At 68.1% G+C, this 24229-nt stretch carries 28 protein-coding genes, 1 tRNA gene, 2 pseudogenes, 1 riboswitch and 1 other annotated feature; of the genes and pseudogenes, 6 read left to right on the forward strand and 25 right to left on the reverse strand.

The window, feature by feature from the left end; genetic code table 11:
* Positions 1–119: 119 nt before the first annotated feature.
* Positions 120–1529 (reverse strand): lysine 2,3-aminomutase, encoded by a 1410-nt coding sequence (locus QY307_04815; protein ID WKZ83568.1) that lies wholly within the window; start codon positions 1527–1529, stop codon positions 120–122.
* 92 nt (positions 1530–1621) lie between these two features.
* Here QY307_04815 and QY307_04820 point away from each other — a divergent pair, with 92 nt between their 5' ends.
* Entirely contained in the window at positions 1622–2620 is a 999-nt protein-coding gene (locus QY307_04820) for a polyprenyl synthetase family protein (GenBank protein ID WKZ83569.1), read from the forward strand.
* A 271-nt stretch (positions 2621–2891) separates the two neighbouring features.
* Positions 2892–3548: a VOC family protein gene (locus QY307_04825; GenBank protein WKZ83570.1), complete on the forward strand. Its 657-nt coding sequence runs from the start codon at positions 2892–2894 to the stop codon at positions 3546–3548.
* A 157-nt stretch (positions 3549–3705) separates the two neighbouring features.
* Here the strand turns inward: QY307_04825 and QY307_04830 are convergent, their stop codons facing one another.
* Positions 3706–4977, reverse strand: a complete 1272-nt coding sequence (locus QY307_04830) for a Fic family protein (protein ID WKZ83571.1) — start codon at positions 4975–4977, stop codon at positions 3706–3708.
* Between the two features lie 431 nt (positions 4978–5408).
* Here QY307_04830 and QY307_04835 point away from each other — a divergent pair, with 431 nt between their 5' ends.
* From QY307_04835 to QY307_04845, 3 genes are all read left to right on the forward strand, one after another.
* A complete protein-coding gene (locus QY307_04835) occupies positions 5409–5627 on the forward strand; it encodes a hypothetical protein (protein WKZ83572.1) in 219 nt (72 codons plus the stop codon).
* A 3-nt stretch (positions 5628–5630) separates the two neighbouring features.
* A complete protein-coding gene (locus QY307_04840) occupies positions 5631–6563 on the forward strand; it encodes a serine protease (protein ID WKZ83573.1) in 933 nt (310 codons plus the stop codon).
* A gap of 158 nt (positions 6564–6721) precedes the next feature.
* Positions 6722–6958, forward strand: coding sequence for a hypothetical protein (locus tag QY307_04845; GenBank protein WKZ83574.1), 237 nt, complete (start codon positions 6722–6724; stop codon positions 6956–6958).
* Positions 6959–7151: 193 nt separating this feature from the next.
* Here the strand turns inward: QY307_04845 and QY307_04850 are convergent, their stop codons facing one another.
* Positions 7152–7595, reverse strand: coding sequence for a hypothetical protein (locus QY307_04850; protein ID WKZ83575.1), 444 nt, complete (start codon positions 7593–7595; stop codon positions 7152–7154).
* Positions 7596–7649: 54 nt separating this feature from the next.
* On the opposite strand from QY307_04850, the gene QY307_04855 reads away from it, so the two are divergent.
* Positions 7650–8884, forward strand: a protein-coding gene (locus QY307_04855; protein WKZ83576.1) for an IS3 family transposase whose coding sequence is annotated in 2 segments (ribosomal slippage) — positions 7650–7935 and positions 7935–8884 — 1236 coding nt in all. Because the reading frame shifts where the segments join, the coding sequence is not laid out codon by codon here.
* Positions 7934–8065, forward strand: a sequence feature (AL1L pseudoknot). It overlaps the preceding gene by 132 nt.
* 27 nt (positions 8885–8911) lie before the next feature.
* Here QY307_04855 and QY307_04860 read toward each other — a convergent pair.
* The 22 genes and pseudogenes from QY307_04860 to QY307_04965 all read right to left on the reverse strand — a co-directional run bounded on the left by QY307_04860 (position 8912) and on the right by QY307_04965 (position 24131).
* Positions 8912–9604, reverse strand: a pseudogene (locus tag QY307_04860) (IS256 family transposase).
* Between the two features lie 42 nt (positions 9605–9646).
* Complete coding sequence (locus QY307_04865) at positions 9647–9865, reverse strand: hypothetical protein (protein ID WKZ83577.1); 219 nt, start codon at positions 9863–9865, stop codon at positions 9647–9649.
* 63 nt (positions 9866–9928) lie between these two features.
* Positions 9929–10078: a hypothetical protein gene (locus tag QY307_04870; GenBank protein ID WKZ83578.1), complete on the reverse strand. Its 150-nt coding sequence runs from the start codon at positions 10076–10078 to the stop codon at positions 9929–9931.
* Positions 10075–10413, reverse strand: a complete 339-nt coding sequence (locus QY307_04875; GenBank protein ID WKZ83579.1) for a helix-turn-helix domain-containing protein — start codon at positions 10411–10413, stop codon at positions 10075–10077. Before QY307_04875 ends, QY307_04870 begins: the two co-directional genes overlap by 4 nt.
* Positions 10414–10613: 200 nt before the next feature.
* Positions 10614–10973 carry a CrcB family protein gene (locus QY307_04880; GenBank protein WKZ83580.1) on the reverse strand — a complete coding sequence of 120 codons (360 nt, stop codon included), beginning with the start codon at positions 10971–10973 and terminating at the stop codon, positions 10614–10616.
* Positions 10970–11347, reverse strand: a complete 378-nt coding sequence (locus tag QY307_04885) for a CrcB family protein (protein WKZ83581.1) — start codon at positions 11345–11347, stop codon at positions 10970–10972. The genes QY307_04880 and QY307_04885 overlap by 4 nt, the downstream gene beginning before the upstream one ends.
* 8 nt (positions 11348–11355) lie before the next feature.
* A riboswitch (Fluoride riboswitch) is annotated at positions 11356–11415 on the reverse strand.
* A 22-nt stretch (positions 11416–11437) separates the two neighbouring features.
* Positions 11438–12925 carry a lysine--tRNA ligase gene (gene lysS, locus QY307_04890; GenBank protein ID WKZ83582.1) on the reverse strand — a complete coding sequence of 496 codons (1488 nt, stop codon included), beginning with the start codon at positions 12923–12925 and terminating at the stop codon, positions 11438–11440.
* Positions 12918–13691 carry a type III pantothenate kinase gene (locus tag QY307_04895; protein ID WKZ83760.1) on the reverse strand — a complete coding sequence of 258 codons (774 nt, stop codon included), beginning with the start codon at positions 13689–13691 and terminating at the stop codon, positions 12918–12920. Before QY307_04895 ends, lysS begins: the two co-directional genes overlap by 8 nt.
* Positions 13691–14566: a pantoate--beta-alanine ligase gene (gene panC, locus QY307_04900; protein WKZ83583.1), complete on the reverse strand. Its 876-nt coding sequence runs from the start codon at positions 14564–14566 to the stop codon at positions 13691–13693. Before panC ends, QY307_04895 begins: the two co-directional genes overlap by 1 nt.
* Positions 14563–15372 carry a DUF2520 domain-containing protein gene (locus QY307_04905; GenBank protein ID WKZ83584.1) on the reverse strand — a complete coding sequence of 270 codons (810 nt, stop codon included), beginning with the start codon at positions 15370–15372 and terminating at the stop codon, positions 14563–14565. The genes panC and QY307_04905 overlap by 4 nt, the downstream gene beginning before the upstream one ends.
* A gap of 76 nt (positions 15373–15448) precedes the next feature.
* Positions 15449–16027 (reverse strand): annotated as a pseudogene (locus QY307_04910) (phospholipid scramblase-related protein).
* Positions 16028–16047: 20 nt separating this feature from the next.
* Entirely contained in the window at positions 16048–16557 is a 510-nt protein-coding gene (folK, locus tag QY307_04915) for a 2-amino-4-hydroxy-6-hydroxymethyldihydropteridine diphosphokinase (GenBank protein WKZ83761.1), read from the reverse strand.
* A gap of 13 nt (positions 16558–16570) precedes the next feature.
* Positions 16571–17053, reverse strand: a complete 483-nt coding sequence (locus QY307_04920) for a hypothetical protein (GenBank protein WKZ83585.1) — start codon at positions 17051–17053, stop codon at positions 16571–16573.
* On the reverse strand, positions 17050–17877 hold the full coding sequence (gene folP / locus QY307_04925; GenBank protein ID WKZ83586.1) for a dihydropteroate synthase: 828 nt from the start codon (positions 17875–17877) through the stop codon (positions 17050–17052). The genes QY307_04920 and folP overlap by 4 nt, the downstream gene beginning before the upstream one ends.
* A gap of 35 nt (positions 17878–17912) precedes the next feature.
* On the reverse strand, positions 17913–19823 hold the full coding sequence (gene ftsH, locus QY307_04930) for an ATP-dependent zinc metalloprotease FtsH (protein ID WKZ83587.1): 1911 nt from the start codon (positions 19821–19823) through the stop codon (positions 17913–17915).
* A gap of 93 nt (positions 19824–19916) precedes the next feature.
* Positions 19917–20447 (reverse strand): hypoxanthine phosphoribosyltransferase, encoded by a 531-nt coding sequence (gene hpt / locus QY307_04935; GenBank protein WKZ83588.1) that lies wholly within the window; start codon positions 20445–20447, stop codon positions 19917–19919.
* Entirely contained in the window at positions 20444–21673 is a 1230-nt protein-coding gene (gene tilS / locus QY307_04940) for a tRNA lysidine(34) synthetase TilS (GenBank protein ID WKZ83589.1), read from the reverse strand. The genes hpt and tilS overlap by 4 nt, the downstream gene beginning before the upstream one ends.
* Positions 21670–22707 carry a zinc-dependent metalloprotease gene (locus tag QY307_04945; GenBank protein WKZ83590.1) on the reverse strand — a complete coding sequence of 346 codons (1038 nt, stop codon included), beginning with the start codon at positions 22705–22707 and terminating at the stop codon, positions 21670–21672. Before QY307_04945 ends, tilS begins: the two co-directional genes overlap by 4 nt.
* Positions 22704–22964 (reverse strand): hypothetical protein, encoded by a 261-nt coding sequence (locus tag QY307_04950; GenBank protein ID WKZ83591.1) that lies wholly within the window; start codon positions 22962–22964, stop codon positions 22704–22706. The genes QY307_04945 and QY307_04950 overlap by 4 nt, the downstream gene beginning before the upstream one ends.
* 75 nt (positions 22965–23039) lie before the next feature.
* Positions 23040–23231, reverse strand: coding sequence for a hypothetical protein (locus QY307_04955; protein ID WKZ83592.1), 192 nt, complete (start codon positions 23229–23231; stop codon positions 23040–23042).
* 240 nt (positions 23232–23471) lie between these two features.
* Positions 23472–24038: a sigma-70 family RNA polymerase sigma factor gene (locus QY307_04960; protein ID WKZ83593.1), complete on the reverse strand. Its 567-nt coding sequence runs from the start codon at positions 24036–24038 to the stop codon at positions 23472–23474.
* Between the two features lie 21 nt (positions 24039–24059).
* A tRNA-Thr gene (locus QY307_04965) sits at positions 24060–24131 on the reverse strand.
* Positions 24132–24229: the final 98 nt, after the last annotated feature.

Genomic DNA, 24229 nt, shown 5'->3' on the forward strand with positions numbered 1-24229 from the left:
CGGAGGCGCCCCTTTGACTATAGCGGTGAGCCGTTACAAAACCGGGGCGGCCACAAATCGCTCAACGATCGTTTCGGCGGAATCCTTCCCGAGGTGAAGCGCCGTCTGCAAGAGCGCGATCAATCGACCTGGCGGGGCCGGCGCCGACGCACCGCGCGGCGGCCGACCGGGGCGAATCCGCCTCGATGAGAGCCTGCCGGGAGCGGCCTGCCCACCTCCACTGCCAGTCGACGCCTGGTGTTCAGATGCGGGAAGAACCGCTCGTCGCCACCGCGCAGCGGGCGAAGCTGATCGAACCAGGTCGCCTCGGGATCGAAGGCGGCGAAGAAGGGACGCCCCACCAGGTCGGGGTCGCGGGCCTGGAGGTACTCGAGCACGAATGCGTCCTGACCGTCCACCCGGGCGATGCCGGAGATCCTCACCTTGCCGGGGGTGGCCGACATCGACGGGCCGCGTACGGTGCGGCCCAGTCCGGACACCTTGCTCACCGCCCTTCGGTACATCTCCCAGCACTCCACCAGCGGCACCTCGAAGTAACGGCGGGCGCCGGTGTCGCGCTCGACGAACATGTAGTAGGGAACGCATCCCAGCTGAACCCCGCGTCGCCACAGGTCGCGCCAGATTGCTGCGTCGTCGTTCACATGACGGATCACCGGGCTCTGCATTCTCACGTTGGCCCCGGTGGAGCGGATCCGACGCACCGCCTCCCGGGCGACCCCGGTGGAGAGCTCCACCGGGTGCGAGTAGTGACCCATGATCGCCAGGTGCTTGCCGGCTGAGGCGACCTCCTCGAAGAGGCGGAGCAGGTCTTCGGCGTCGTCATCCGACACGAAGCGCTGCGGCCAGTAGGCGACCGCCTTGGTCCCGATGCGGATCGAGGTGACGGTCTCGACCTGCAACAGCGGCTCCAGGTACCGACGCAGGACCCTGGTCTTCATGATCATCGGATCGCCCCCGGTGAAGAGCACGTCGCTCACCTCGGGATGCCTGTCCAGGTAGGCGATGAGGCCCGCCACCTCGGGCGCCCCGAAGCGGAGGTCCTTGGGCCCGACGAACTGCGCCCACCGGAAGCAGAAGGTGCAGTAGGCGTGGCAGGTCTGGCCTCGGTTGGGGAAGAAGAGGACGGTCTCGGCGTACTTGTGCTGCAGGCCGGGCAGCGCCACACCGTCGAGCTGCGGGATGTTGTCGGTCATCTGCCCGGCAGGATGCGGATTCAGCTCGAGACGGATGGCGTCGGCAGCGGCTTCGATGTCGTCGTCTCCGACGCCGGCCTCGAGCAGTGCTTCGATGGCGGAGAAGTGCTCCGGATCCAGCATGCCTCGCTGCGGGAAGGTGAGCTGGAACATCGGATCGTCCGGGACCCGGTCCCAGTCGATCAGCCGATCGACCACGTACTGGTTGGTGCGAAACGGCAGAACCCTCGCGACCACGCCCACCGAACGCTTGACCGACTCCGGGAGCCGCCCCCACTGGGGCAGCCGGTCCACGTTGGCGAGGGTGATGGCACGATACCTGCTCGTCTCTTCCACCTGGTTTCGACCCTACCAGCGGGCACCGGCAATGTCGGATCGACGATGGAGCGGCCGCCGAGGCCTGTGCCGCCGCGGCGTAACATCGACCGATGGAACTTCCCCCGATACGCGACCTGGTCGGCATCGATCGGGTGTGGTCGCGCCTGGAGCGGGTGGAAGAGCGTCTCCGCCAGGTGACCACCTCGGACGACCCGTTCCTGACCGGGATCGCCCAGCACCTGCTCGACGGCGGCAAGCGCTACCGCCCGATGCTGGCCCAGGTGACGGCCGAGATCGGAGGGGGTGACGGGGAGGAGCCGGTCGAGGCCGGGGTGGCGGTGGAGCTGGTCCACCTGGGAAGCCTGTACCACGACGATGTGATCGATGAGGCGTCCTCGCGCCGCGGCACGGTGTCGGTGAACACCAACTGGACCAACACCATCGCCATCCTCGCCGGTGACTTCCTGCTCGCCCGGGCCTCGGAAGTGGCGGCGCCGCTCGGCCCCGAGGCGGTGGCACTGCTGGCGCGCACGTACGCCCTGCTGTGCGAGGGGCAGATGCTGGAGTTACAGGCGGGCAACGACCTGGATACGCCCGCCGAGCGCTACTTCACGGTCATCGAGAAGAAGACCGCCAGCCTGATCCGCACCTCGGCGCGCCTAGGCGCCATGGCCGGCGGGGCCGATGTCGAAGCCGTGAAGGCGGCCACGCTGTGGGGGCACGAGGTGGGCATGGCCTTCCAACTGACCGACGACGTGCTCGACCTGACCGCCACCGAGGAGTTCCTGGGGAAGCCGGCCGGCTCGGACATCCGGGAGGGAACATTCACGCTCCCGGTGATCGACGCCCTGGCGTCGCCGGACGGAGCCGCCATCAGGAGTCTCCTGGACGGGGGCAAGCCGTACCCGGACGAGGCAGTGGTCGCCGTGATCGAGATCATCAGGACCGGCGGGCACACCCGGGGTGCGCTGGCCGAGGCGAAGCGCCGCATCGCAAGCGCCGCCGAGGCCGCGGCGTCGCTGCCCAGCCGTGAGGTCGCCGAGGTGCTCACCGGGCTCGGCGACTACCTGGTGGAACGGGTGGAGTCGGCGCCTGCAGCCACCGGCTGACGAGGGTTGGCCGATCCCGGCAACCCTTCTCGGCGCGGTGACGACCGAAGGGGCCAGGTCGCCTGGGCCGTGGGAACCCGGGCGGGCCCTGCACCACGCGAGGGAGTCCGCGACCCTTCGGGACCCCTGTCGTGAGTTGACTGCCACTCGGTTCGCGCTCCATGCTGTCCCGTGTCGCCCTAATCCGTCCGGCACGGTCGGGGTCGATACGATCCTCGGAGCGGCCCCGATCCCGTTGGAACCACCGCACCAAGAGTCAGAGAGGCCTGCGATGAGCGAACAGGGGTGGAGCGAGTTCCTCGCTGCTGACGGATTGGAGGACTGGGTGGTGCTGCACGGCGGAGCGACGGCGGCGTTTCGAGTCGATTCGCTCGGCGATGCGGCACGGCTGGCGGAGGCCGTAGCGCGCCTACCAGGCATGGGGGAAGCAGGCGCTCTGCTGACGGTCTCGTCTGACCACCTCACGATTCGACTGACTCGCGACGTCTGGGAACTCGAGTCACGCCATCTCGAACTGGCGCAGACGATCTCGGTGATGTCTCGCGAGCACGGTGCCGCTGGTGACCCGGCAGTGGTGCAGGAAGTCCAGCTGGCCATCGCGGCGAAGCCGAAGGAAGCCGATGTCGGCTTCTGGCGGGCAGTACTCGGATACGCGCCGATGGCAGACGACAACGCGGTGGACCCACTCGGCCACGGATCGACGGTCTGGATGCAGGAACTCGATGAGGCGAAGCCGCTGCGTCACGCAATGCATGTGGATGTCTCCGTGGGGCGCGAGCACGCCGAGGCGCGCCTTGCAGCTGCGCTCGCTGCCGGCGGCCGCATCGTCGACGACTCGCACGCACCCGGACACTGGACTCTCGCCGACCGCGCCGGCAACCGTGTGTGCATCGCTGCCTGGCCCGACGGATCGACGAGACCCAACTAGGGCAGCCACATCCGGGTCAGGAGTGCTTCGGGGCTCCTGTCAGGACTTCGCCAGACTCGCGTTTACCTTGCGGGTACTCAGTTCCGGCTTTACCAAGTCGCAACCGCCACCGGAAGAGTGAACGGCTCCGCCAGATGTCTCGACGTAGGCGAGCGTTCTACATCGGTCGGCGCGGGACCGGGCGGACCGGCAGTGCTGTGAGCGTGTCGCCCGTCTCCGACGCCAACGACCGCTCGAGCAGTGTGAATAGGCCGACGATGTCGGGAGCCTCGAAGACCCGATATCTGTGTCGGCCGATGTTTCGTTGGACCAGTACGCCGGCGCCGGTGAGTTGACTGATCGCGCCCGAGGCCGCCACTCTTGAGCGCTGAGTCAGTGCGGCCGCAGTCTCCACGGTCAGGAGCGGCACCCCGGGAAGCAGCCGAAGCAGCAAGTCGGTCGTCGAGTTGGCACGCACCCCCCCGAGACGTCCACGCCACTGTCCTTCAATGTCGTCAATCGTCCCGGCGTATCGCGTCGCGTCAGCGCTCGCACGCTTGGTCGCGGTCGTGAACACGCGCAGCCAGTCATGCGTCGCGCTCGAACGCTCGGGGCTGTCGGGTGCGTGGATGTGCCGGAAGGCGGTCAAGCCGCCCACATAGGCCTGTGCCCAAGTTGCGAGGATCAGGCTTATCGGGGGCACGAAACGCGGCGCCAGTCCTCGGCGACGCAACACCACATGGACCAGGGCGCGGCCGGTTCTGCCGTTCCCGTCGATGAAGGGGTGGATCGTCTCAAACTGAGCATGGACGATGGCGGCTTGCACTACCGCTGGATGCTCGTCACCGTTGAGATATGCCACCAGGTCATCGAGAAGGTCGGGAACACGGTCGGGTGGCGGTGGAACGAAGGCCGCCGAGCATGGGTTGTAGCCGCTGCCACCGATCCAGTTCTGCTGCGTCCGGATCTTCCCTGCTGAGGCGGCATCTGAAGCTTCCATGAGCAGGCGATGAATCGCCAGCAGGTCTTGGAGTTCAAATCGCTTTGGGGAGGATGCGCGGTCGATGGCGTCGGTCATCGCGGAGATGTTCGCCATGATCATTGCTGCTGCTTGGTCCGCGGCGTCGCTGCCGTGAGCCAGGAGCGCTTCAGCGCGCATGAGTCGCTGCGGTGATGCCTCGATTCCTTCGATCCTTGACGACGCAACTGACTCGGCACGCAGGAGGAACCTGGCTAGTCCTTCGAGGCTCACATGGGGTGCGTTACCGGTGTTGAGCTGGCGGATCGCCGTCTCGGCATCCGCGATGTCTGCTGCCAGATCAGCGGGGATACTGAGACCCCATCCCACCACCGGATCGGGAATGTATGCGTCGTACGAGCATCCGCCACGGTCGCGCCGGCTCGCCCCCTCAAAGTGAGGTTCCCAGCGGCACCTGATAAGTGAAGCCATGGACTACCCCTAACGAAAGGTTACGGCACAACCTTATCTTAGGTTGAGTGCTAACGAAAGGTTATGACACAACCTTAGCTTAAGTTGGATGTGGGTAAAGGTTCCTGGCCGCGTGTCTCGGTCAGTCGAGCACTGCTGCGACCGAGGGTCGCGCACTGGAACCCCGAAGTAGGCCCAAGGAGGCGGCTGCTGCGGCAGCAGCGGGGGCGGCGGCATGAGCATGACCACGACCACGACCAGGAAGATCCGCCGAGCCAGGATGAGATAGAGGTCAGGTGTCCCTCGGGACCCCTGTCACGACTTCGCTGACTATGTCGCCTTCACACTCTCGCCCTGAAGGCTTCCGAAAAACGCGCAGGCCCCTCGATTCAAGCGGGCGCGTGCGGACACCGATGTGTCACAATGTGGACAGACCCAGGGGAAGGATGATCATGCACGACACGGCGCCATCCGCTGCTGTTGAAGCCGCTCTGCAGGACGCAGAACGGCTCTACGACCGATACATCGCCCTTGCAAGCCTCGCTGAGGCGCAGGCTCTTAGAGAGCTTGCTTCGGAGACGGTGTCGGACAGCCGCCCCGACGAAGCTCCCGAGCCGCCGCCGGCCGGTCTTGTGATCTCGGCGGGTTCACGCGACCTCGCGTTCCACTGATTCATGGCTGCCTGGAACGACCTTCTCAGCGAGTTCAACGGGCAGCCTGACGACGCAGCAAGGACCGCCTGGTTCAAGGCGGAATTCGCTTCATCTCTGCAGCGGATCTCGACCATCCGCGACGACTCCAACGTCCTGATCTACTCGTCGGCGTTCCTCCACAAGCCTCAGGCACCCGCCCACAAGCTCCAGATCAGCCCGGAGGACTTGAACGGGTTCATGTCCGTCGTCTACGGCATGAGTTGGTCAAAACCCTTGACGCTTCTCCTCCACACGCCTGGCGGAATCACTAACGCGGCCGAGACGATCGTGCGATACCTGCGAGCCAAATTCCCACACATCGAAGTCGTCGTGCCCGCCTACGCGATGTCGGCCGGAACGATGATCTCCCTCGCATCAGACCGAATCATCATGGGGCACCAGAGTCAACTCGGACCTATCGACCCCCAGATGCCAGTCGGTGGCGGCCGCTTCGTCTCGGCCAGAGCAGTCGTGGATCAGTTCGCCAAGGCCAAGGAAGAGATCACCGACGACCTCACCCTTGCTCACATCTGGGCGCCGATTCTCCAGTCACTGGGCCCCTCACTCCTCCAGGAAGCCCAGAACGCCCTAGACTACGGGGAACGGATGGTGGCGGAGTGGCTCGCCGAGTGGATGCTGAAGGGCGACCCTCACCGTGTGAGCAAGGCTGCGAGCATTGCTGAGCACTTCAACGACGCGACCCAACACAAGAGCCACGGGAGACGCATCGACAGAGCTGAGGCGGCCTCAAAAGGCGTGGTAGTGGAGGCGCTTGAGGACGACCAGGACCTCCAGGACGCGGTACTCACGGTGTACCACCTTGCCACGATCCTCATGGAACACAGCCCGGCGGCGAAGCTCATGTGGACCCACCACGACCGTCAGTGGATCATGAACTGGGGAGCCGCCCCGTAGGTCGACCTGTCCGCGCCCACCTGGCGACGACGACAAACAGGGGGTTGGGGAGCCCCTCAGCACCCCTATCAGGAGTTGGCCGTACCTTTGGTGCTCTTTGCGCTGCCAATCACCTGAATCAGCCGTCTGTCAATCATGCCCGATTAGGGTTGGGACCGATGCTCGCGATCGCCATCAAGTTCGGTGAATACCGCTGGGAAGGCTGGGGGGAGATCGCGGTGCTCGTCGCTGCGGCGGGCATGGTCATCGGCTTAATCCCAACGTTGCTGCAACAAGTCGGGGAATGGCGACGCGGAGAGTGGAGCGGCCCCAAGTTCGTCCTGGTCTCCGTGCTGCAAGTCGTCCTTGCCATAGTCCTTTTGCGATGGGCCATCGCGCTCAGTGGGCCGCAATGACCTCGAAGATGTACCACACGACCGGCTAGCGGTGCGTACGGCTAGCGGGTGTCTCGGCTCGCTCAGATAGTCCTCACGGGCCGTTGCCACCAGCTCCGCCAGGAGCCCCTCGGGGCCCCTGTAATTCCGCTTGCTTTCCACGACACACGCGAACTTGATCAAGCGACGGCGTGACCGACGTGCCGACATGTGTTCAAGCCCAGATATCGTCGCCCTCACCCTCCACCGGAGGCCGTTCCGCCCACCCCGCACTCCTCTTGAGGCCATAGTCCCAGAGCACCTCGGCCATTTCCGACATGCCCTCAGCGTCGAGGCAGGGCGCATCCTCCAAGCTCCGGCTGCCGTCGAATCCGAATGCGTATCGAGCCGCCGTGCTCCGTGGGTCCCATCTAGAAATGTCGGCGACAAATCCACGGATAGAGCGCTCCACCTCATCCTCGGACGCTCGCAACGGATCGTCGGGCGGGAGCAGCTCGAGGATCTCTGCCAGGTCGTGCTCCTTCCCCACGACTTCCCCAGTTACCTCCGCGACGATCCGCTTAAGGACAAGCTCCCCAAGGTGTCGAAGAGCAAAGAGGGCCACCCGCGGAAAGTTGCTTTCGAGCAGGTACCCCACCGAGGCTTGCCACTCAGACATCAACTGAACCTCCCCGGGTTTCTTGGAGGCTCCGACCTTTGGGAGGATGGAGCCATGACACGGAGACAGCAGGGGAAGTACCCGAACGAGGTGCGCCGTCGGACGGTGCGTCTGGTGTTGGAGCATCGTGACGAGTACGCCTCGGAGTGGGCGGCGATCACGTCGATAGCGGCCAAGTCGGGGATGACGGCTGAGACGTTGCGCAAGTGGGTGCGCCAGGCCGAGGTCGATGAGGGCCGGCGGCCGGGGGTGACGTCGGAGGAGTCGGTGCGGGTCCGGGAGCTGCAGCGCGAGAACCGGGAGCTGCGTCGGGCCAATGAGATCCTCAAGGCGGCGTCGGCTTTCTTCGCGGCGGAGCTCGACCGCCCACAGCAGAGATGATCGGGTTCATCGACGCTCACAAGGGGCGTCGCACTGAGGGTCTTGTTTGGGGAGTCGAGCCGATCTGCGCGGTGTTGCCGATCGCTTCTCAGACCTACTACGCGGCCCGGTCCCGGCCGGCTTCGGCGAGACGGCTGCGCGACGAGGCCCTCGAGGCCGAGGTGCTGCGGGTATGGGAGCAGAACTACTCGGTGTATGGGGCCCCGAAGATCTGGGCGCAGCTGAACCGAGAAGGCATCATCGTGGCCCGTTGCACGGTGGAGCGTCTCATGCGCCGGTTGGGTATTCGCGGCGCCATCCGTGGCGGAGGACCCCGGACCACGAGAAGCGACCCGGCCGATGAGCGTCCCGCCGACCTGGCGGATCGCGACTTCACCGCCGAGGCTCCCGACACCAAGTGGGTGGCGGACTTCACCTATGTGCGCACCCGTTCGGGGTTCGTGTATGCGGCGTTTGTCATCGACTGCTACGCACGAGCCATCGTGGGCTGGAACGTGGCGCGGCGCATGACCACCGACCTGGTACTCACCGCACTCGAACAGGCCATCTGGGACCGACTCGGAGCCGGCGTCGTGGCCGGTCTCGTCTGCCACACCGACGCCGGAGCGCAGTACTTGTCGATTCGTCACACCGAACGACTCGCTCAAGCCGGCATCGACCCGTCGGTGGGATCCATCGGCGACAGCTATGACAATGCCCTGGCGGAGTCGATCATCGGGCTCTACAAGACCGAGCTCGTCTCGAACCTAGGACCCTGGCACGGCTGCGACGATCTCGAACTCGAGACCCTGCTCTGGGTCGACTGGTGGAACCACCGTCGACTCATGGGCACCTCCACCCCCACCGAGAAGGAGGCCACCTACTACCTTCAGAACACCACCATCGAAGCGATGACACTCAAGACATGAAGCCTCTACCAAACCCGGGGAGGTTCAGCCCTCGGTGGCTTGGACCCAGATCCCCAGCACATGCTTGACACCGTCGATGTCGACCCCGACGGCGATGTGTGCTGCCTTGTTTCGCACGTGGCCGCCGTCGCGGACCTTGACGATGATCGCATCGAGGTAGACCACCGGATACAGCGCCTCGAGCGGTCGAGACTGCCACGCCAACACCTCGTCGCAGACCGCGTCGGTGATCTTGGAGATCGTCTCGGCGCTGAGTTCGGTACCGATCGTCGACGCAAGGTGATGGCCGATGTCACGGATCGTCATCCCGCCGGCATACAGCGACACGATCATGGCGTCGAGCCCATCGAGACGCCGGATGCCTTTGGGGACCAGCATCGGGGTGAACGTGCCGTTGCGATCCCTGGGGACCGCCAGCTCGATGTCGCCGATCTCGCTCGCCACCGTCTTGGGAAACGTGCCATTTCGCGAGTTCGCAAACTCCGACGCCGCCGGATCGCCACGGTCGTAGCCGACATGATCGCTCAGCTCGGCCTCCAGGCCCCGTTCCAGCGGCGCCTTCAACATCCCCTGCAACAAGCCCTCATGACCAGTCAGCGGCTCCCCCGCGTCGATCCGGGCAAAGATCTCATCAAGCGCACCGGACTCCTTCAACGAATCGGCAATCTCGCTCTGGCGCCGACGACGCTCCTCGCGCTCGGGGTCTGGCTTGGTCATCATGGCCTCCCATCGGGTAGTGACCCGGACCGCTTACACAAACCATTAGACACCCCCGTCCACGACCCCACCGAGGTTCCAGACGCCGGCGCCGGCGGTCTCGAACTCGGAGAAATCGGCCTGCCAGAGCCGGTTCCGTCTCGCTGGGGGGTCGATGAAGGTCTCCTTGCGGACCCCGGCGAGCCGACGGACCTCGCCGGTGTAGTTCGCCGGTAACACCAGTCCGTTGCGGGCCAGCACCCGGTACATCGTCGAGTCCGACACCGGTCCCGCCTCGATCTGTCCGATACCGACTCGCCTGAGCTCAGCCAGCTTGCGATGCCCCCATCAGTCAGCGGCCAGTGTCTTGGCGTCGGCCTCGATGGCATCTTGGGTCGGGGTCGGCCACGGGCCCTTCGTCTTGCTCGAAGCGGCCCGCCACCGATACCAGGTCGGCCGCGGGATCCCGGTCACCGCGCAGAACCCGGTGACGGTCATGTGTGCCTCCTGGCGGATGACGTCGAGTTCGTCGAAGCTCCATACAGCGAGCCCCCCTTTTTCCAGAGCCGCAACTCCATGTGAGCCTCACCCAAAGCGGTGTTGAGCTGCTCGATCTCCGCAGCCAGCTGCTGCTCCCGACCTGACGGGCCAGAACGGCCGCCCGCCTCGAGGGCTCCTTGGCCCCCGGCGAGAAACTGATCACGCCACTTCGAGATCGACACCGCCGAGGTGCCCTCCCGGCGCGCAGCCTCAGCGATCGAGACCTCGCCACGTAACACGGCGAGCACGATCCTCGTCTTGTCCTCCACGGACTTGGTGGGCTGATGGCCCATCAGGGTCCTCCTTCAGGTCAGCACCAAACCATGACCCGTCTCAAGAATCCTGACACGCGACAAACTCGACACACGCGTCAGCCCCGAGCGAACGCTCGACATTCACGGCAGCATCCCCACCGATCGACACCTCACCATCGACAGCGAAGTTTCAACAGGTGTCCCTCGGGACCCCTGACCTCTCCCCGATCGGCCCCCCCTTACAGAACCCCACCCAGGGCGAGCCCGGCAGCGGCGGCACTCAGCCCGGAGGCGAGCGGCACCACCAGGTCGACCACCGCCCGGTGCGCCCCGCCATGACCCTCCACCCACAGCAGGGTCGCCTCCACCGTCCAGGTGGAAAACGTGGTGAACCCGGCAAGGGCCCCGGCAAGCAGCGCCGTGGCCATCGCCCCCAGGTCCACCCCGACCACCACTCCCATCCCGAACGAACCGACCACGTTGACCAGGGCGGTACCCCACGGCCACTCCGTCTCCAGGCGCCGCTGCACCGCCCCCACGGCCACCAGCCGGAGGACCGCTCCCACCGCACCGGCGGCCACCGCCACCAGCGTGGTCATCGCCACCTCCGGGTTCGGATCCCGACGGCGGCGGCCACCACACCACCCAGCACGGAGAGAGTGAGATACCACACCGTCGTCGCCGCCCTACCCGCCTCCCACATGGTCACGGCGTCGACGGTCAGCGCCGAAAAGGTCGTGGCCGCGCCCCCGACACCCACCACCCAGAAGGCCATCGCCCCCCGCCTGCCGCGCAGCCTCGGGATCATGGCGCCGACCACAGCAGCACCGGCCAGGTTCACCGCCAGCACCCCCCAGGGGAACCCGTCGGACGGAAGCAGGCTCACCACACCGAGACGGATCGAAGAACCGACGGCACCCCCGGCGAGGACCAGGGCGAGCAGGCGTGGGGTGGGAGGTTTGGTGATGGGCATGGCCGTGGTCTCGTGTAGGAGCCATCAGCCATGCGGCGGTTCCGGCGAGCTCCATCGCCTGGAGCAATGGTAACCCCGTCCGAAAATCGCTCAGCCCTCAGAACGCAGATGGGGGAAGAGCAGCACCTCGCGGATCGAAGCCTGGTCGGTGAGCAGCATCACCAGGCGGTCGATCCCCATCCCCATCCCCCCGGTCGGAGGCATCCCGTACTCCAGCGCCCGCAAGAAGCCCTCGTCCATCGGATGCGCCTCGTGATCCCCTGCCGCCCGAGCGGCGGCCTGCGCCTCGAACCGGCGACGCTGCTCCACCGGGTCGTTGAGCTCGGAGAAGGCGTTGGCCAACTCGGCCCCGGCGACGATCACCTCGAATCGCTCGGTCAGGCCGGGGCGGGAGCGATGCCGGCGCGCCAGCGGCGAGATCTCCTCGGGGAAGTCCATGACCACGGTCGGCTCCCACAGGGTGGGCTCCACGCGCTCCTCGAACACCTCGGCGATGAGCCGTCCTGTGCCCCACCCCGGCTCGGCCTTCACCCCGGCCGACCCGGCGAGGCGGGCGGCATCGGCCGCCGGCATCTCCGGATCCCACTCGGCGCCGGTCGCCTCCGACACCGCCCCCACGTAGTCGACCCGTCGCCACGGCGCAGCCAGCGACATCTCCCGACCCTGATGGACGATCTCGGTGGTGCCGACCAAGCGCTGCGCCGACTCCACCACCAGGGCCTCGGTGAGGTCGGCCATGTCCCCGTAGTCGGCCAGCGCCTGATACACCTCGAGCATGGTGAACTCGGGGTTGTGCCGGGTCGAGATCCCCTCGTTGCGGAACACCCGGCCGATCTCGAACACCCGCTCCGCCCCGCCCACGATCAGGCGCTTCAGGTGCAACTCGAGGGCGATCCGGAGGAACATGTCCTGGCCCAGGGCGTCGTGGTGGGTGACGAACGGCCGTGCCAGCCCCCCCGAGGGCACCGCGTGCAGCACCGGTGTCTCCACCTCCAGGAAGCCCCGGTCCACCAGGGAACGACGGATCGAGTCGACCACCGCCACCCGGGACCGCATGACCCGGCGGGCCTCCTCGGTGACGATCAGGTCGAGGTAGCGCTGCCGGTGGCGCTTCTCCACATCCTGCAGCCCGTGCCACTTCTCGGGGAGCGGCCGCAGGCCCTTGGACAGCAGGGTGAGCTCCTCCACCCGGACGCTGAGCTCGCCCCGCCGGGTGGTGATCACCTCACCCGAGGCGCCCACCCAGTCGCCGGCATCGAGTTCGACGAAGGCATCGAATCGATCCCCCATGGTGTCGGCCTCGGCGAACATCTGCAGGTCGCCGTCGCCGTCACGCAGCACGGCGAAGGCGAGGCGTCCCACATGGCGCAGGTTCATCACCCGGCCGGCGACCGTCACCCGCTCGCCGGTCGCGGAGCCGGCGGCGAGGTCCCCGAACCGATCACGGACCTCGGCGGTGGTGGCCGACCTCTCGAACCGCACCGGGTAGGGCTCCACCCCGGCCTGGCGCAGGGCATCCACCTTGGCGAGACGCGCCGCGGTGAGCCGGTGCTCCTCCAGGTCGCCGGCTTCAGACATGGCCGGCGTTCATCTCGTAGATGAGGCGCAGGCCGTCGAGGGTGAGGTTGGCGTCCACGATCTCCACGGTGCGGCAGTGGGGGACGATGGTAGAGGCGAGACCCCCGGTGGCCACGACCGCGGCGCCGTCGCCCAGCTCGGCGAGCAGCCGCTCCACGAGGCCGTCCACCAGCCCGGCATGCCCGTAGACGAGCCCGCTCTGGATCGCCTCCACCGTGTTCTTCCCGATCGCCGACTCCGGAGGCTCGAGGTCGACCCGGCGAAGCGCCGCCGTCGCCGAGATCAGGGCGTTGAGCGAGACCTCCAGCCCCGGGGCGATGGCACCCCCGACGTAGGCCCCGGAGGCGTCCACGGCGTCCATGTTGGTGGAGGTGCCGAAGTCCACCGAGAGCACCGGTGTCCCGTAGCGATGGGCCGCCGCCACCGAGTTCACCACCCGGTCGGCCCCGACCTCGCGCGGGTTGTCGATGTTGATCGGCATCCCGGTGCGCACCCCAGGCCCGACCACCACCAGGTGGCCGTCGACCAGATCCTCGGCCACCTCGATCATCGCCGCCTTCGCCGCCGGCACGACTGCGGAGAGAGCCACGCCGTCGACGTCCTCCAGTCGGTGCCCGTCTTGACGCATCAACCCGGCGAAGAACAGCTTGTACTCGTCGGCGGTGCGATCGCGCACCGTGGACAGACGCCACGAGTCGATCAGCCGCTCCCCGTCGAACAGACCCATGACCGTCTGTGTGTTCCCGACGTCGATCGCCACCAGCATCATGCCCCTCCCATCATCGAGGGCCCCTCGAGCCGGGACCCCCTGTCGGACGACCCGTCCGGCTCGAGGACGATGTTGTCGATGAGGCGCACCGGGCCGACGGTGGCGGCCACGGCGAGGAAGGCGGTGCGGTCGAGCCTGTCGATGGGGCGGGCGGTGGCGGCATCCGCCAGGGTGGCGTACTCGACGACGGCGCCGGCGACGGCGACGGCCTCTCCGGCCAGGCTCTCCAGCGCGGCCGCCGAACGCTCCCCGGCGGCGGCGGCATCGGCGGCGGCGAACAGACCTCGGGAGAGCCCGAGTGCCGCCTGGCGGTCCTCGATGAACAGGTTGCGGCTGGACAGGGCGAGGCCGTCCGGCTCGCGCACCGTCGGGACACCGACGATCTCCACCGGAAACGACAGGTCGGCGACGAGCCGGCGCACCACCGCCAGTTGCTGGGCATCCTTCTTGCCGAAGGCGGCGACTTCGGAACGCAGCCCGGCGAACAGCTTGGTCACCACGGTGGCCACACCCTCGAAGTGACCGGGGCGGCGGGCACCCTCCATGCCCTCCGATACCTCGGCGACCCGTACCCGTGTCAGCGGAGTACGGGGGTACATCTCCGCGGAGGCGGGGGCGAACACCACGTCGACGCCGGCGCGCCGGGCCAGTTCGACGTCACGCTCCAGGTCGCGCGGGTACCGCTCCAGGTCGGCGGGACGGTCGAACTGGAGCGGGTTGACGAAGATGCTCATCATCAGCGTGTCGCATGCGGGCCTGATGGCGGCAGCACAGGCCAGGTGACCCTCGTGGAGGAATCCCATCGTGGGAACCAAACCGACCCGACCCCGGCGTGCCCGCCGTGCTTCGGCGAAGGTGGCAACCACGATCATCCCAGCGCCTCCTCGATCTCCTCAGAGGTGCCCGCAACCTGGGCGACGGCACGCACCGCGGCGTCGAAGTGCGCTGCGAACTCGGGCAGGGCGGCGCGCACCGCCTCCACCTGGGCTCGCACCGTGCCCACGTCGCCCCGGGCGATCGGGCCGGTGAGGGCGGCCTCCGGGCCGAGGTCGAGTGTGTTGGCGGTGATCGCCTGGATCAGGGGCGCAGCCGCGGCGAACTCGACCCCGGCGGCGGCGAACAGGCGGCGCGACATCTCCCACGACGCCACCGGAAAGTTGGCGGCGGCGACGGCGGCGGCGTGATACAGCGGCTTGGCCCGGTCGGCGAGGTCGAAGGGACGGGCTCCGAGCGAGGCGGCGAAGGCGAAGAGGCGATCGGCCAGCATGTCGTCGTCGCTGGTCACCGCCACCCAGGCCCCGGCCAGCCGGGCCGCCCCGACCTCCGGGGTGGGCAGGGTCTGCAGCGGGTGGAACGAGGCGATGGGCACCGAGAGCGGACCCAGGGCATCGACGGGGGTGAAGCCGGAGAGGTGCGCCGCCCCCGACACCGCCCCCTCCCGCCCGGCAAGGCGCCGCGCCACGGTGGTGATGGCGTCGTCGCGCACCCCGATCAGCAGCAGGTCGGCGCCGGGAAGCGGCCGGTCCCACTCCAGCACCGCCGACTCCAGCCGGGACGCCGCCGCGGCGGCCGCATCGCGTCGGCGCGCCAGCACGCCGACGATTCGATGCTCGGCGGAGGCGGCGGCCAGGGCGACGGCGAGGCCGGCCCTGCCCGGCCCGACCAGGATCAGATCCATGCGTGTTCCAGTCCTCGGGGGTACCGGACGCCCATCAGTCTACGGGGCGTGGCCGAGGTGCCGGGCCGCCGGCACCTCAGGAGAGGCCGCGCGAGTCCTGCTTGAGTGCCGTGTCCACGCCCGCCGCCGAGGCGAATGCCAGCAGCCGCAGCGCCCCGGTCGCCTGTGGGGAGACATCCAGAAGGTAATTGTCGGCGGTGGTGAACAGGGTCTTGGCGAGGCCCTCCCACGTCTTGGTGATCCGCCCGACCTCGGTCCCGGCGGCGTCGACGATGGCGAAGTTCCAGGCCCGCCAGTTCTCCGCCTGGATCTCCCCGATCTTCTGACCGGTGGCGTCGTGCAGCCCGAAGCGGATCTTGCCGAAAACGTTCTGCTGCTGGATGGTGCCCACCTGGCTGCCGGCGCCGTCTGACACCTCTAGCGACGACTTCATGAACTTGCGGGGGCGGGTAAGGCCCAGCACCTTGTTCCCGTCGGCGTCGTACACCGAGAGGGTATGGGTCATGAACTGGTCGAGGCTGGAGACAAACCGGGCCACCTTCTTCAGCGTCGACTGGCCCTCCTGACGGATCACCCCGATCTCGTTGCCCTCGGTGTCGCGGATCAGGTACTCGTTGGTCAGCTCGACGAGCTTGGCCTTCTGGTTGATGACGATCTGGGAGTGGTCGAGGAGGCTCATGTCGACGAATCTAGCGAGGATCCGCCCCCGTCCGGCGACCACCACTCCCCGGGCACCCGTCGGCACTCCTGGGCGGCGACCCCATCGAGCAGGGTACCGACGGGCCCATGGCCCGGGATCTGTGCCTCGGGCCACACCTCGGCCAGCGGGGCCAGCACGAAACGGCGTTCGCCGAGCCTGGGATGGGGAACACGCAGGCCCGGAACGTCGATGGCGGCGTCGCCGTAGAGGAGCAGGTCGAGGTCCAGCGACCGCGGCCCCCATCGCTCACGCCGCACCCGCCCGGCGGCGACCTCGATCCCCAGGCAGGCCTCCAGCAGTGGTCGCGGCCCCCGCACGGTGTCGAGCAGGACCACCGCATTCAGATACTCCCCCTGCGGCACCGGGCCCACCGGGGCGGTCTCCCACAGCGACGACACCGCCTCGATCCGGCCCAGCGTGGCGAGGGCGTCGACGGCGCCGATCAGGTGGCCCCTCCGAGCGCCGAGGTTCGAGCCGAGGCCGATGGCGACCAGCGACTCAGGCTCCCGTCGTCATCGGGATGATCGCCCTCGCCTCCGGGCCCAGCGGTCGCTTCAGGATCTCCTGGATGAGCACGGTGGCGGCTATGGGGTCGGCCACCTTGCCGGAGTGGACCAGGAAACCGGCAAGCACCCCGGCGAGGGTGTCGTCGACGATGTCGCGGTGCAACAGCAGCACCCGATGCGGATCGGACAGCAGCGAGGACATGGTTGCCAGCACGCGCAGCACTCCGGCCGGCGTGAGCTCCACCAACGGCTCGTTGACCGCCACCATGCCCGCCTCCTCGTAGGCGGCGATGTTCTGGTTGCCCTCGAGCAGGGTGAGCACTGCGTTCACCCCGGTGGCCCGCAGCCAGGCGATCTCCTCTTCGCGACGCACCCGGCGATGCTGGAAGCCGTAGCCTCCGATCCTCTCGGAGACGGCCAGGCGGCGGGCGATCACCCAGGTGAATTCGCGGGGTTCGAGCCCGGTCGTCATCATTTGGCGCCCCTGACGATAGCGTCGGCCACCCGGGCCGCACGGAGCCCGCCGAGTGTGTCATGGACCCTGATCATCGTGGCCCCGGAGGCGATAGCCATGGTGTGGGCGGCCACCGTGGCCGGGTCGCGCTCCCGTGGAGGCACACCGCCGATCACCCGATCGATGAACGACTTCCTCGAGGCCCCGACCAGAACCGGGTGTCCGGAGTCCGCCAGGGCGGCGACACCGTTGGTGAGAAGCACCAGGTTGTGCTCCAGGTCCTTCCCGAATCCGATCCCCGGATCGAGACAGATGGCGGCCTCGGCGACCCCGGCAGCAATCGCCGCACCGGCCCGTCGCAACAGGTCGGCTCGGACCTCCTCCACAACGTCGTCGTAGCGGGGCTCGGACTGCATGGTGCGCGGCGTTCCCCTCATGTGCATCAGGATCAGGCCCGCCCCGGCGCCGGCCACGATCTCCGCCATGGCCGGATCGCCCAGGGCGGTGACGTCGTTGATCACCGCCGCCCCGGCTTCGAGCGCCGCGGCGGCCACCTCCGCCTTGGAGGTGTCCACCGAGACCACCACACCGGCGGAGGCCAGGGCGGTCACGACCGGGAGGACCCGCCTCGCCTCCTCGTCGGCGTCGACCCCCTCCGCTCCGGGACGGGTGCTCTCACCGCCCACGTCCACCATGTCCACCCCCTGAGACCACATCTCCAAGCCGCGACGAACCGCAGCCTCGGGGTCGAAGTGGTCTCCGCCGTCGGAGAAGGAGTCGGGGGTCACGTTGACCACCCCCATGACCAGCGTGTGGTCGGCGTTGCCGAGAACGCCGCCGCCCACCTCCCAGCGAACCGGCCGAAAGACGAAGGAGAAGGTCAGGATCTCCCGATCTCGTCGGTGGAGGCCATCAGGGCGGCGACACCCGACTCGGCGGTCACCCCTTCGGGAGCCTGGATGCGCATCTTCCCGTTGGAGGCGTGCTCCCACTTGGGTACGTCGTGGAGCACCTCGGCGACCTCGGCGGCATCGAGCGTCTCGCGTTCGATCAGGGCCTCGGCCAGGCGGTCCAGCGCCTGGCGATGGGTGGTGAGGATGGTGTGGGCCTCGTCGTGGGCCTGGCTGATCAGGTTGCGGATCTCCTCGTCGATCAGTGTGGCCACCTCTGCCGAGTACTCCTGGTGACGGGCGTAGTCGCGGCCCAGGAACACCTCGGCATCCGGACTGCCGTAGGTCATCGGCCCCACACGATCGCTCATGCCGTACTCCATCACCATCCGCCGGGCCAGCGTCGTCGCCTGCTCGATGTCGTTGGCGGCGCCGGTGGTGGGATCGATGAACACCAGCTCTTCGGCGGAGCGTCCCCCGAGCATCATCGCCAGCTTGTCGACCATCTCGCTGCGCCGCATGTAGTTTCGGTCCTCGTGGGGCACGGCCATCGTGTAGCCGCCGGCGCGGCCACGGGGGATGATCGTCACCTTGTGAATCGGATCGGTGTTGGGCAGGGCGAAGCCGACCAGGGCGTGCCCGCCCTCGTGGTAGGCGGTGATCCGCTTGTCCTCTTCGGTCATGACCCGGCTGCGCCTCTCCGGCCCGGCGATCACCCGATCCACCGCCTCGTCGAGTTCGGCCATCCCGATCGTGTCGCGATTCCGCCGGGCGGCGAGCAGGGCGGCCTCGTTGATGGTGTTGGCCAGGTCGGCGCCGGTGAACCCGGGGGTGGACCGGGCCAGGGAGTCGAGGTCGAGATCGTCGGCGAGCGGCTTGCCGCGAGCGTGGACGTCGAGGATGGCGCGCCGACCCTTGATGTCGGGTCGATCGACGACGATCTGCCGATCGAACCGGCCGGGGCGGAGCAGGGCGGGATCCAGGATGTCGGGCCGGTTGGTGGCGGCGATCAGGATCACGCCTGTCTTGACGTCGAACCCGTCCATCTCGACCAGGAGCTGGTTGAGGGTCTGCTCTCGCTCGTCGTGGCCGCCGCCGAGGCCGGCGCCGCGATGCCGGCCCACCGCATCGATCTCGTCCACGAAGATGATCGCCGGAGCCTGCGCCTTGGCCTGCTCGAAGAGGTCGCGCACCCGGCTGGCGCCGACGCCGACGAACATCTCCACGAAGTCGGACCCGGAGATGGAGAAGAACGGCACGCCCGCCTCGCCGGCCACGGCCCTGGCGAGCAGGGTCTTGCCGGTCCCGGGGGGCCCGTAGAGAAGCACACCCTTGGGGATCTTGGCCCCCATCGCCCGGAACTTCTGCGGCTTGGCGAGGAAATCCTTGATCTCCTGGAGCTCCTCGACCGCCTCCTCGGCCCCGGCGACATCCTTGAAGGTCACCTTGGGCATGTCCCGGCTCACCTGCTTGGCCTTGGCCTTGCCGAAGGCCATGACGCGGTTCCCGCCGCCCTGCATCTGCATCAGGATGAAGATGAACACCCCGAAGATGAGCAGGTAGGGCAGGATCGTCCCCAGGAACCACTCCAACATCCCCGGGTTCTCCGCCTCCGACTCGACCTTGATCCCGTTCTCCAGCAGCAGGGCGGTGAGGTCGCCCTCGTACCCGTCGGGGAACCCGGTCTCGAAGGAGGTGCCGTCGGTGAGGGTGCCCTCGGCGACGTTCGACTTCTGCTTGATCACCACCTCGGCGACCTCGCCGGAGACCACCTTGGACGTGAACTGGTCGAGGGACAGCTCCTCGGGGGCGGTGGCCGAGGACACGAAGGTGTTCACCAGCATGATGGCGACGGTGATCACGAGGAGGTAGACCAGGGCGGTCCTCACCGTGCGGCTCAAGGCGCGTCACCTCCGGCCCCGGGCGGGGCGATCGACAGGGTCCACATGCTATCCCGGCGGGGGGCCTAGATCGGAGACCGCCCCCCGAGGCGGTCAGGGGGCGCCGTCGTCGACCATCAACGCCACATGCGGCAGGTTGCGCATCTTCCCGTACAGGTCGAGCCCGTAACCGATGACGAAATCGGCGGGGATCTCGAACCCGACATAGCGCACGTCGAGGGGCACCCGCTGGATGCCCGTCTTCAGCAGGAGGGTGGCGATCTCGACGGATGCCGGCTCTCGCACCTCGAGATTCCGGCGCAGGTAGTCCAGGGTGAGGCCGGAGTCGATGATGTCCTCGACGATGAGAACGTGGCGTCCGGCGATCTCGGCGTCCAGATCCTTGAGGATGCGCACCACCCCCGAGGTGGTCGTGGCATGCCCGTAGGACGAGACCGCCATGAAGTCGATGTCGAGCGGAAGGCGGATCTGCCGGGCGAGGTCGGCCACGATCATGAAGGCCCCCTTGAGGACCGCCACCAGGAGCAGATCCCGTCCGGCGTAGTCGGCGGTGATCTGCTCGCCCATCTCGGCCACCCTGCTGGCGATCCGCTGCTCGTCGAGCAGCACCGGGCCCACCCTCATCCTCTCTCCTTCTTCGCCCGCATCATGACCCTTCTTCCGCCGTCGCTTGAAACCCGGACCCCGACCACCCAGGCGATTCTCCCAGACTCCTCCACGACCGGCCATCGGCTCCGCAGCCGGGGCGGCACCCCGGCCTCCCGCAGGGCTTCGACGACCGACTTGTGCCCCCCGACGATCGCCACCCGGTCGCCGGGCCGGGATGCCCGGATGGTGATCGGTCCCGAGACCGGCACCGCCACCCCTCCCGAGCCCGTCTCCACGGTCCATGGGCCGAAGCGGGCCACACCGGGAACCGGCAACGACACCGGTCCCGGCGGATCGGGAGGCGGGCCTGCCAGCGCCACGAACGGGCCCTCCCGGCGGACCGAGAGCCCGCCGGGAACCTCGCCTCCCGGATCCCCGGCAGCCACCGCCAGCACCGTCTCCACGGCCCGAGCCACACCGCCGTGTGGGCCGGCGAGCAGCCGCAGGGCGCGACGCACCACCCGCGATGCGATGGGGCCCGGGAGCAGCGACAGGGCGGATGCCGGGATCAGGACCGCCTCCTCGTCCCGGCGCAGGGGCACGGCGGCGGCACGGGCGTCGATGAGGGCGTCGTCGGCGGCAAGCAGGGCGCCGGTTCGCATCAGGGCCTGGCGAAGGCGCCGGTTGTAGGCCTCCTCCAGCATCGGAATCGTCTCCAACCGGAGCCGGTTGCGGCGGATCCCCATGTCGAGGTTCATCGGGTCGTCGACGAAGGGCAGCCCCAGGGCCTCGACGGCCGCCCGCACCTCGGCACGGCCGAGAGCGAGCATCGGACGGACGAAGCGGCCCCTTCGCACCGGGACCCCGGCCAGCCCGGCGGAGCCGGCGCCCCTCAGCAGATTGCCGAGGACGGTCTCCGCCTGATCGTCGCCGGTGTGCCCGGTCAGGATCCACTCGTCGGAGGCGGCATCGATTTCCAGGGCCTCCAGACGCACTCGACGCAGGTCCGACTCGGTGGGGGACGCCGGACCGGCGGGGATCACGGCATGCTCCAGCCCGAGGTGTGCTGCGGCCTTGACGGCCGCCTCGACCAGCGATGCCGATGCGGGCAGGCGGTGATCGACGGTGACCGCCCGCACAGGAGGTCGCTCCGCGACCGCCCAGGCCAGGAACACGCTGTCGGCTCCGCCGCTGAGCGCCACGATGGATGGCCCGGGAGGCACCTGGCGGAGCACCAGGTCCCGCAGGGCGAAGGGGGTCAAGCCACCCGAGCCAGCCATCGCTCCGGGTTCCGGACCTCGTCGAGCGTGGGCAATGCCTCGGGGCCGCTCCAAACGGCGTCGAGGGCGCCGAAGCCGGCCTTTCGCTCCACCCCCAGGATGAAGCGCTCCCCCAGCTCGTACTGCTTCATCTTCATCTCCAGCCCGGTCAGCCGGAAGAAGGCGGCGGTCCTCGGGTCGTTGCGGCGCTGCTTGAGGACGCGCGACATGCGGTCGAGCCCCACCAGCTCCCGGGCGCCGATCCGGTCCATGACGACATGGCCATGGCCTTCGAGAAGCGACATCAGGGCCTGCACCTGGTCGATGAGAAGACGCTGCCCAGGGGATGCCAGCAGGCCCATCAGCCCCGTCTCGCCGACGACGGGCCTCCCCTCGCGCCCCGCACGACGCATCTCGTCACGGAGCCGCTGCATGCGGCCTTCCTCCGGTTCGGCGGACTCCACGAGTCCCTCCACGAGCGACAGGAAGTGCTGGCGAAGCCAGGGAACGCCGGTGAATTGGAGCCGGTGGGTGCACTCGTGGAGCACCACCCAGAACCGGAACTCCTCGGGACGGAACTCGTGCTGCCGCTCCATGTGCAGCAGGTTGGCCCCCACGAGGAGGATGACGTCGCCCGACTCCTCACCCTCAACCGGGACGACCAACTCGTACTGCCCGAGGACCCGCTTGGCCAGGACCCCCACCAGGGCGCCCACCTCGGCCCCGAGCAGGCGTCCGGCGAGCCGGGCCCCGATGCCGCGCCGGCCGGGTGACGCCAGCTTGCTCTCGGCGGGACCGAGCAGCCGTCCGAAGGAAGCCAGGTTCGCCTCAGCCCACTCAGCCCGTGTCACCAGGCGGACGGCGGGGTCGCCGGCCCAGTCGAGTCCGGTCTCGGCGGAGGTGAGGGCGGCCGCCCGTTCCACCAACTCGGGAGCGCGACGATCCAATGCCGCGAAGTGATAGGTGCCCTCCAGGGGATGGTCGCCGGCCAGCCGCCGGGCGACCCGGGCGGCCAGCGGCCAATCGACGGCGCTCACCGCACGACGCGGTAACGGCCCCGCACGCGTACCCCGTACCCGACGACTACCCCGGCGACCACGAGGCCGCTCACGAGGAGAACGGTGGGGATGAGGAAACGAAAGGTCCAGTCGGCTTCGCTCGGAGGCGGCGCACCCTCGTCCACCACCACCGCCGGCCCGTCACCCGGCGGGACCGTCTCCTGGGCGAGTGCGGGTGCCATCGCCAGAGTGAGGAGTAGTGAGATCAGAGCCAGGAGACGGATGAGCCGTGACATCGGCGTCAGGATACCCCGGCCGACGGGAACCGCCGCTCGCTCGGGTCGGGGCTCAACGGCCGTCTCGGGCCAGGCTCAGGACTCGGGAACGACCCGACCCCGCAGTCGGGGGAACCGCGTCGGAGCGTGGGCGTAACAGAAGGTCCTCTTGTTGTAGCGCGAGAGCAGGGTCTCACAGCCCTCGTGGAGGCAGACGCGCCCCTCGTCGAGCTGCTTCGGCGCCCTGGTCCTCGCCTGGACTCGATTCCCCTTGATTATCTCCGACATGGTCTCACCCCTCGGTCCCGTCGTCTTGTATCCGAAGAAACGCCCGAAGGCGCTGCTCCAGTTCCCGGGGGATCTCTTCCCGGCACCCTTCGGCGACACGCACCTTGAGCTTACGCTCGAACACGAACCCATGCTCACATGGCGGGCATGCCCGCAGGTGACGCCTGATCTTCCAACGACGGTAGATAGACGTCTCGCCGTCGAGGAAAGTGTAGAGATGGGCCTTGGCTTCGCCGCAATTCATGTGCCGGTGCCCTCACGTTGGCTGGCGAACTTCCACAACGCCACCTGCAGGGCTTTTCTTCCGCGGTGCAGGCGCGACATCACGGTACCGATCGGAACGCCCATGATCTCGGCGATCTCCCTGTAGGAGAAGCCGTCGACGTCGGCTAGCAGCACGGGGATGCGGAAGTTCTCGGGCAGATCCTCGACGGCGGCCTTGATGTCCTCGTCGACGATCCGTTCCAGCGCTTCGTCCTCGGCCGAGCGGCTGGCGCCACCGGTGCTCCCCTCCTGCCCGAGCCGCTTGAACAGGTAGAGGTCCTCCAGCTCGCCCAGCTCCACCTCGTCCGGACGGCGAGCCGCCCTCCGGTACCGGTTGATGAAGGTGTTGGTCAGGATCCGGTACAGCCATGCCTTCAGGTTGGTGCCCGCCTCGAAGGTGTGATACCCGCGAAAGGCTTTGAGGAGAGCCTCCTGGAGCACGTCTTCGGCATCGGTGGGATTGCGCGTCATTCGCACCGCCGCCGTGTACAGCTGCGGCAGGTACTCCATGACGTCGTCTTCGAACTTGGCCCTGTCGGCCATCGGGCTCCTCGGTGGCCTCGGAGCCGGAGCGGGGATTTGAACCCCGGACCTGCTCATTACGAGTGAGCTGCTCTACCCCTGAGCTACTCCGGCGTGGCGGCAAAGGGTAACCGATGACAGGCATCGGGCAGGCACGATGGGCGTCGAGCAACCGCCCTCGACCGGGCAGCATCCGAACCCCTCGACCCCCG

Source organism: Acidimicrobiia bacterium, assembly GCA_030584185.1.
Lineage (GTDB): Bacteria > Actinomycetota > Acidimicrobiia > Spongiisociales > UBA11373.

Bases quoted from the DNA above. Each gene is read 5' to 3' on its own strand.
- QY307_04825 (WKZ83570.1), top strand. From the start codon at position 2,892: ATGAGCGAACAGGGGTGGAGCGAGTTCCTCGCTGCTGACGGATTGGAG.
- QY307_04820 (WKZ83569.1), top strand. From the start codon at position 1,622: ATGGAACTTCCCCCGATACGCGACCTGGTCGGCATCGATCGGGTGTGG.
- QY307_04850 (WKZ83575.1), bottom strand. From the start codon at position 7,595: ATGTCTGAGTGGCAAGCCTCGGTGGGGTACCTGCTCGAAAGCAACTTT.
- QY307_04840 (WKZ83573.1), top strand. From the start codon at position 5,631: ATGGCTGCCTGGAACGACCTTCTCAGCGAGTTCAACGGGCAGCCTGAC.
- QY307_04870 (WKZ83578.1), bottom strand. From the start codon at position 10,078: ATGACCGTCACCGGGTTCTGCGCGGTGACCGGGATCCCGCGGCCGACC.
- QY307_04875 (WKZ83579.1), bottom strand. From the start codon at position 10,413: ATGGGCCATCAGCCCACCAAGTCCGTGGAGGACAAGACGAGGATCGTG.
- QY307_04960 (WKZ83593.1), bottom strand. From the start codon at position 24,038: ATGGCCGACAGGGCCAAGTTCGAAGACGACGTCATGGAGTACCTGCCG.
- lysS (WKZ83582.1), bottom strand. From the start codon at position 12,925: ATGTCTGAAGCCGGCGACCTGGAGGAGCACCGGCTCACCGCGGCGCGT.
- QY307_04905 (WKZ83584.1), bottom strand. From the start codon at position 15,372: ATGGATCTGATCCTGGTCGGGCCGGGCAGGGCCGGCCTCGCCGTCGCC.
- QY307_04880 (WKZ83580.1), bottom strand. From the start codon at position 10,973: ATGACCACGCTGGTGGCGGTGGCCGCCGGTGCGGTGGGAGCGGTCCTC.
- QY307_04955 (WKZ83592.1), bottom strand. From the start codon at position 23,231: ATGTCGGAGATAATCAAGGGGAATCGAGTCCAGGCGAGGACCAGGGCG.
- QY307_04950 (WKZ83591.1), bottom strand. From the start codon at position 22,964: ATGTCACGGCTCATCCGTCTCCTGGCTCTGATCTCACTACTCCTCACT.
- hpt (WKZ83588.1), bottom strand. From the start codon at position 20,447: ATGAGGGTGGGCCCGGTGCTGCTCGACGAGCAGCGGATCGCCAGCAGG.
- QY307_04830 (WKZ83571.1), bottom strand. From the start codon at position 4,977: ATGGCTTCACTTATCAGGTGCCGCTGGGAACCTCACTTTGAGGGGGCG.
- QY307_04885 (WKZ83581.1), bottom strand. From the start codon at position 11,347: ATGCCCATCACCAAACCTCCCACCCCACGCCTGCTCGCCCTGGTCCTC.
- QY307_04895 (WKZ83760.1), bottom strand. From the start codon at position 13,691: ATGCTGGTGGCGATCGACGTCGGGAACACACAGACGGTCATGGGTCTG.
- QY307_04920 (WKZ83585.1), bottom strand. From the start codon at position 17,053: ATGATGACGACCGGGCTCGAACCCCGCGAATTCACCTGGGTGATCGCC.
- QY307_04835 (WKZ83572.1), top strand. From the start codon at position 5,409: ATGCACGACACGGCGCCATCCGCTGCTGTTGAAGCCGCTCTGCAGGAC.
- QY307_04845 (WKZ83574.1), top strand. From the start codon at position 6,722: ATGCTCGCGATCGCCATCAAGTTCGGTGAATACCGCTGGGAAGGCTGG.
- panC (WKZ83583.1), bottom strand. From the start codon at position 14,566: ATGATCGTGGTTGCCACCTTCGCCGAAGCACGGCGGGCACGCCGGGGT.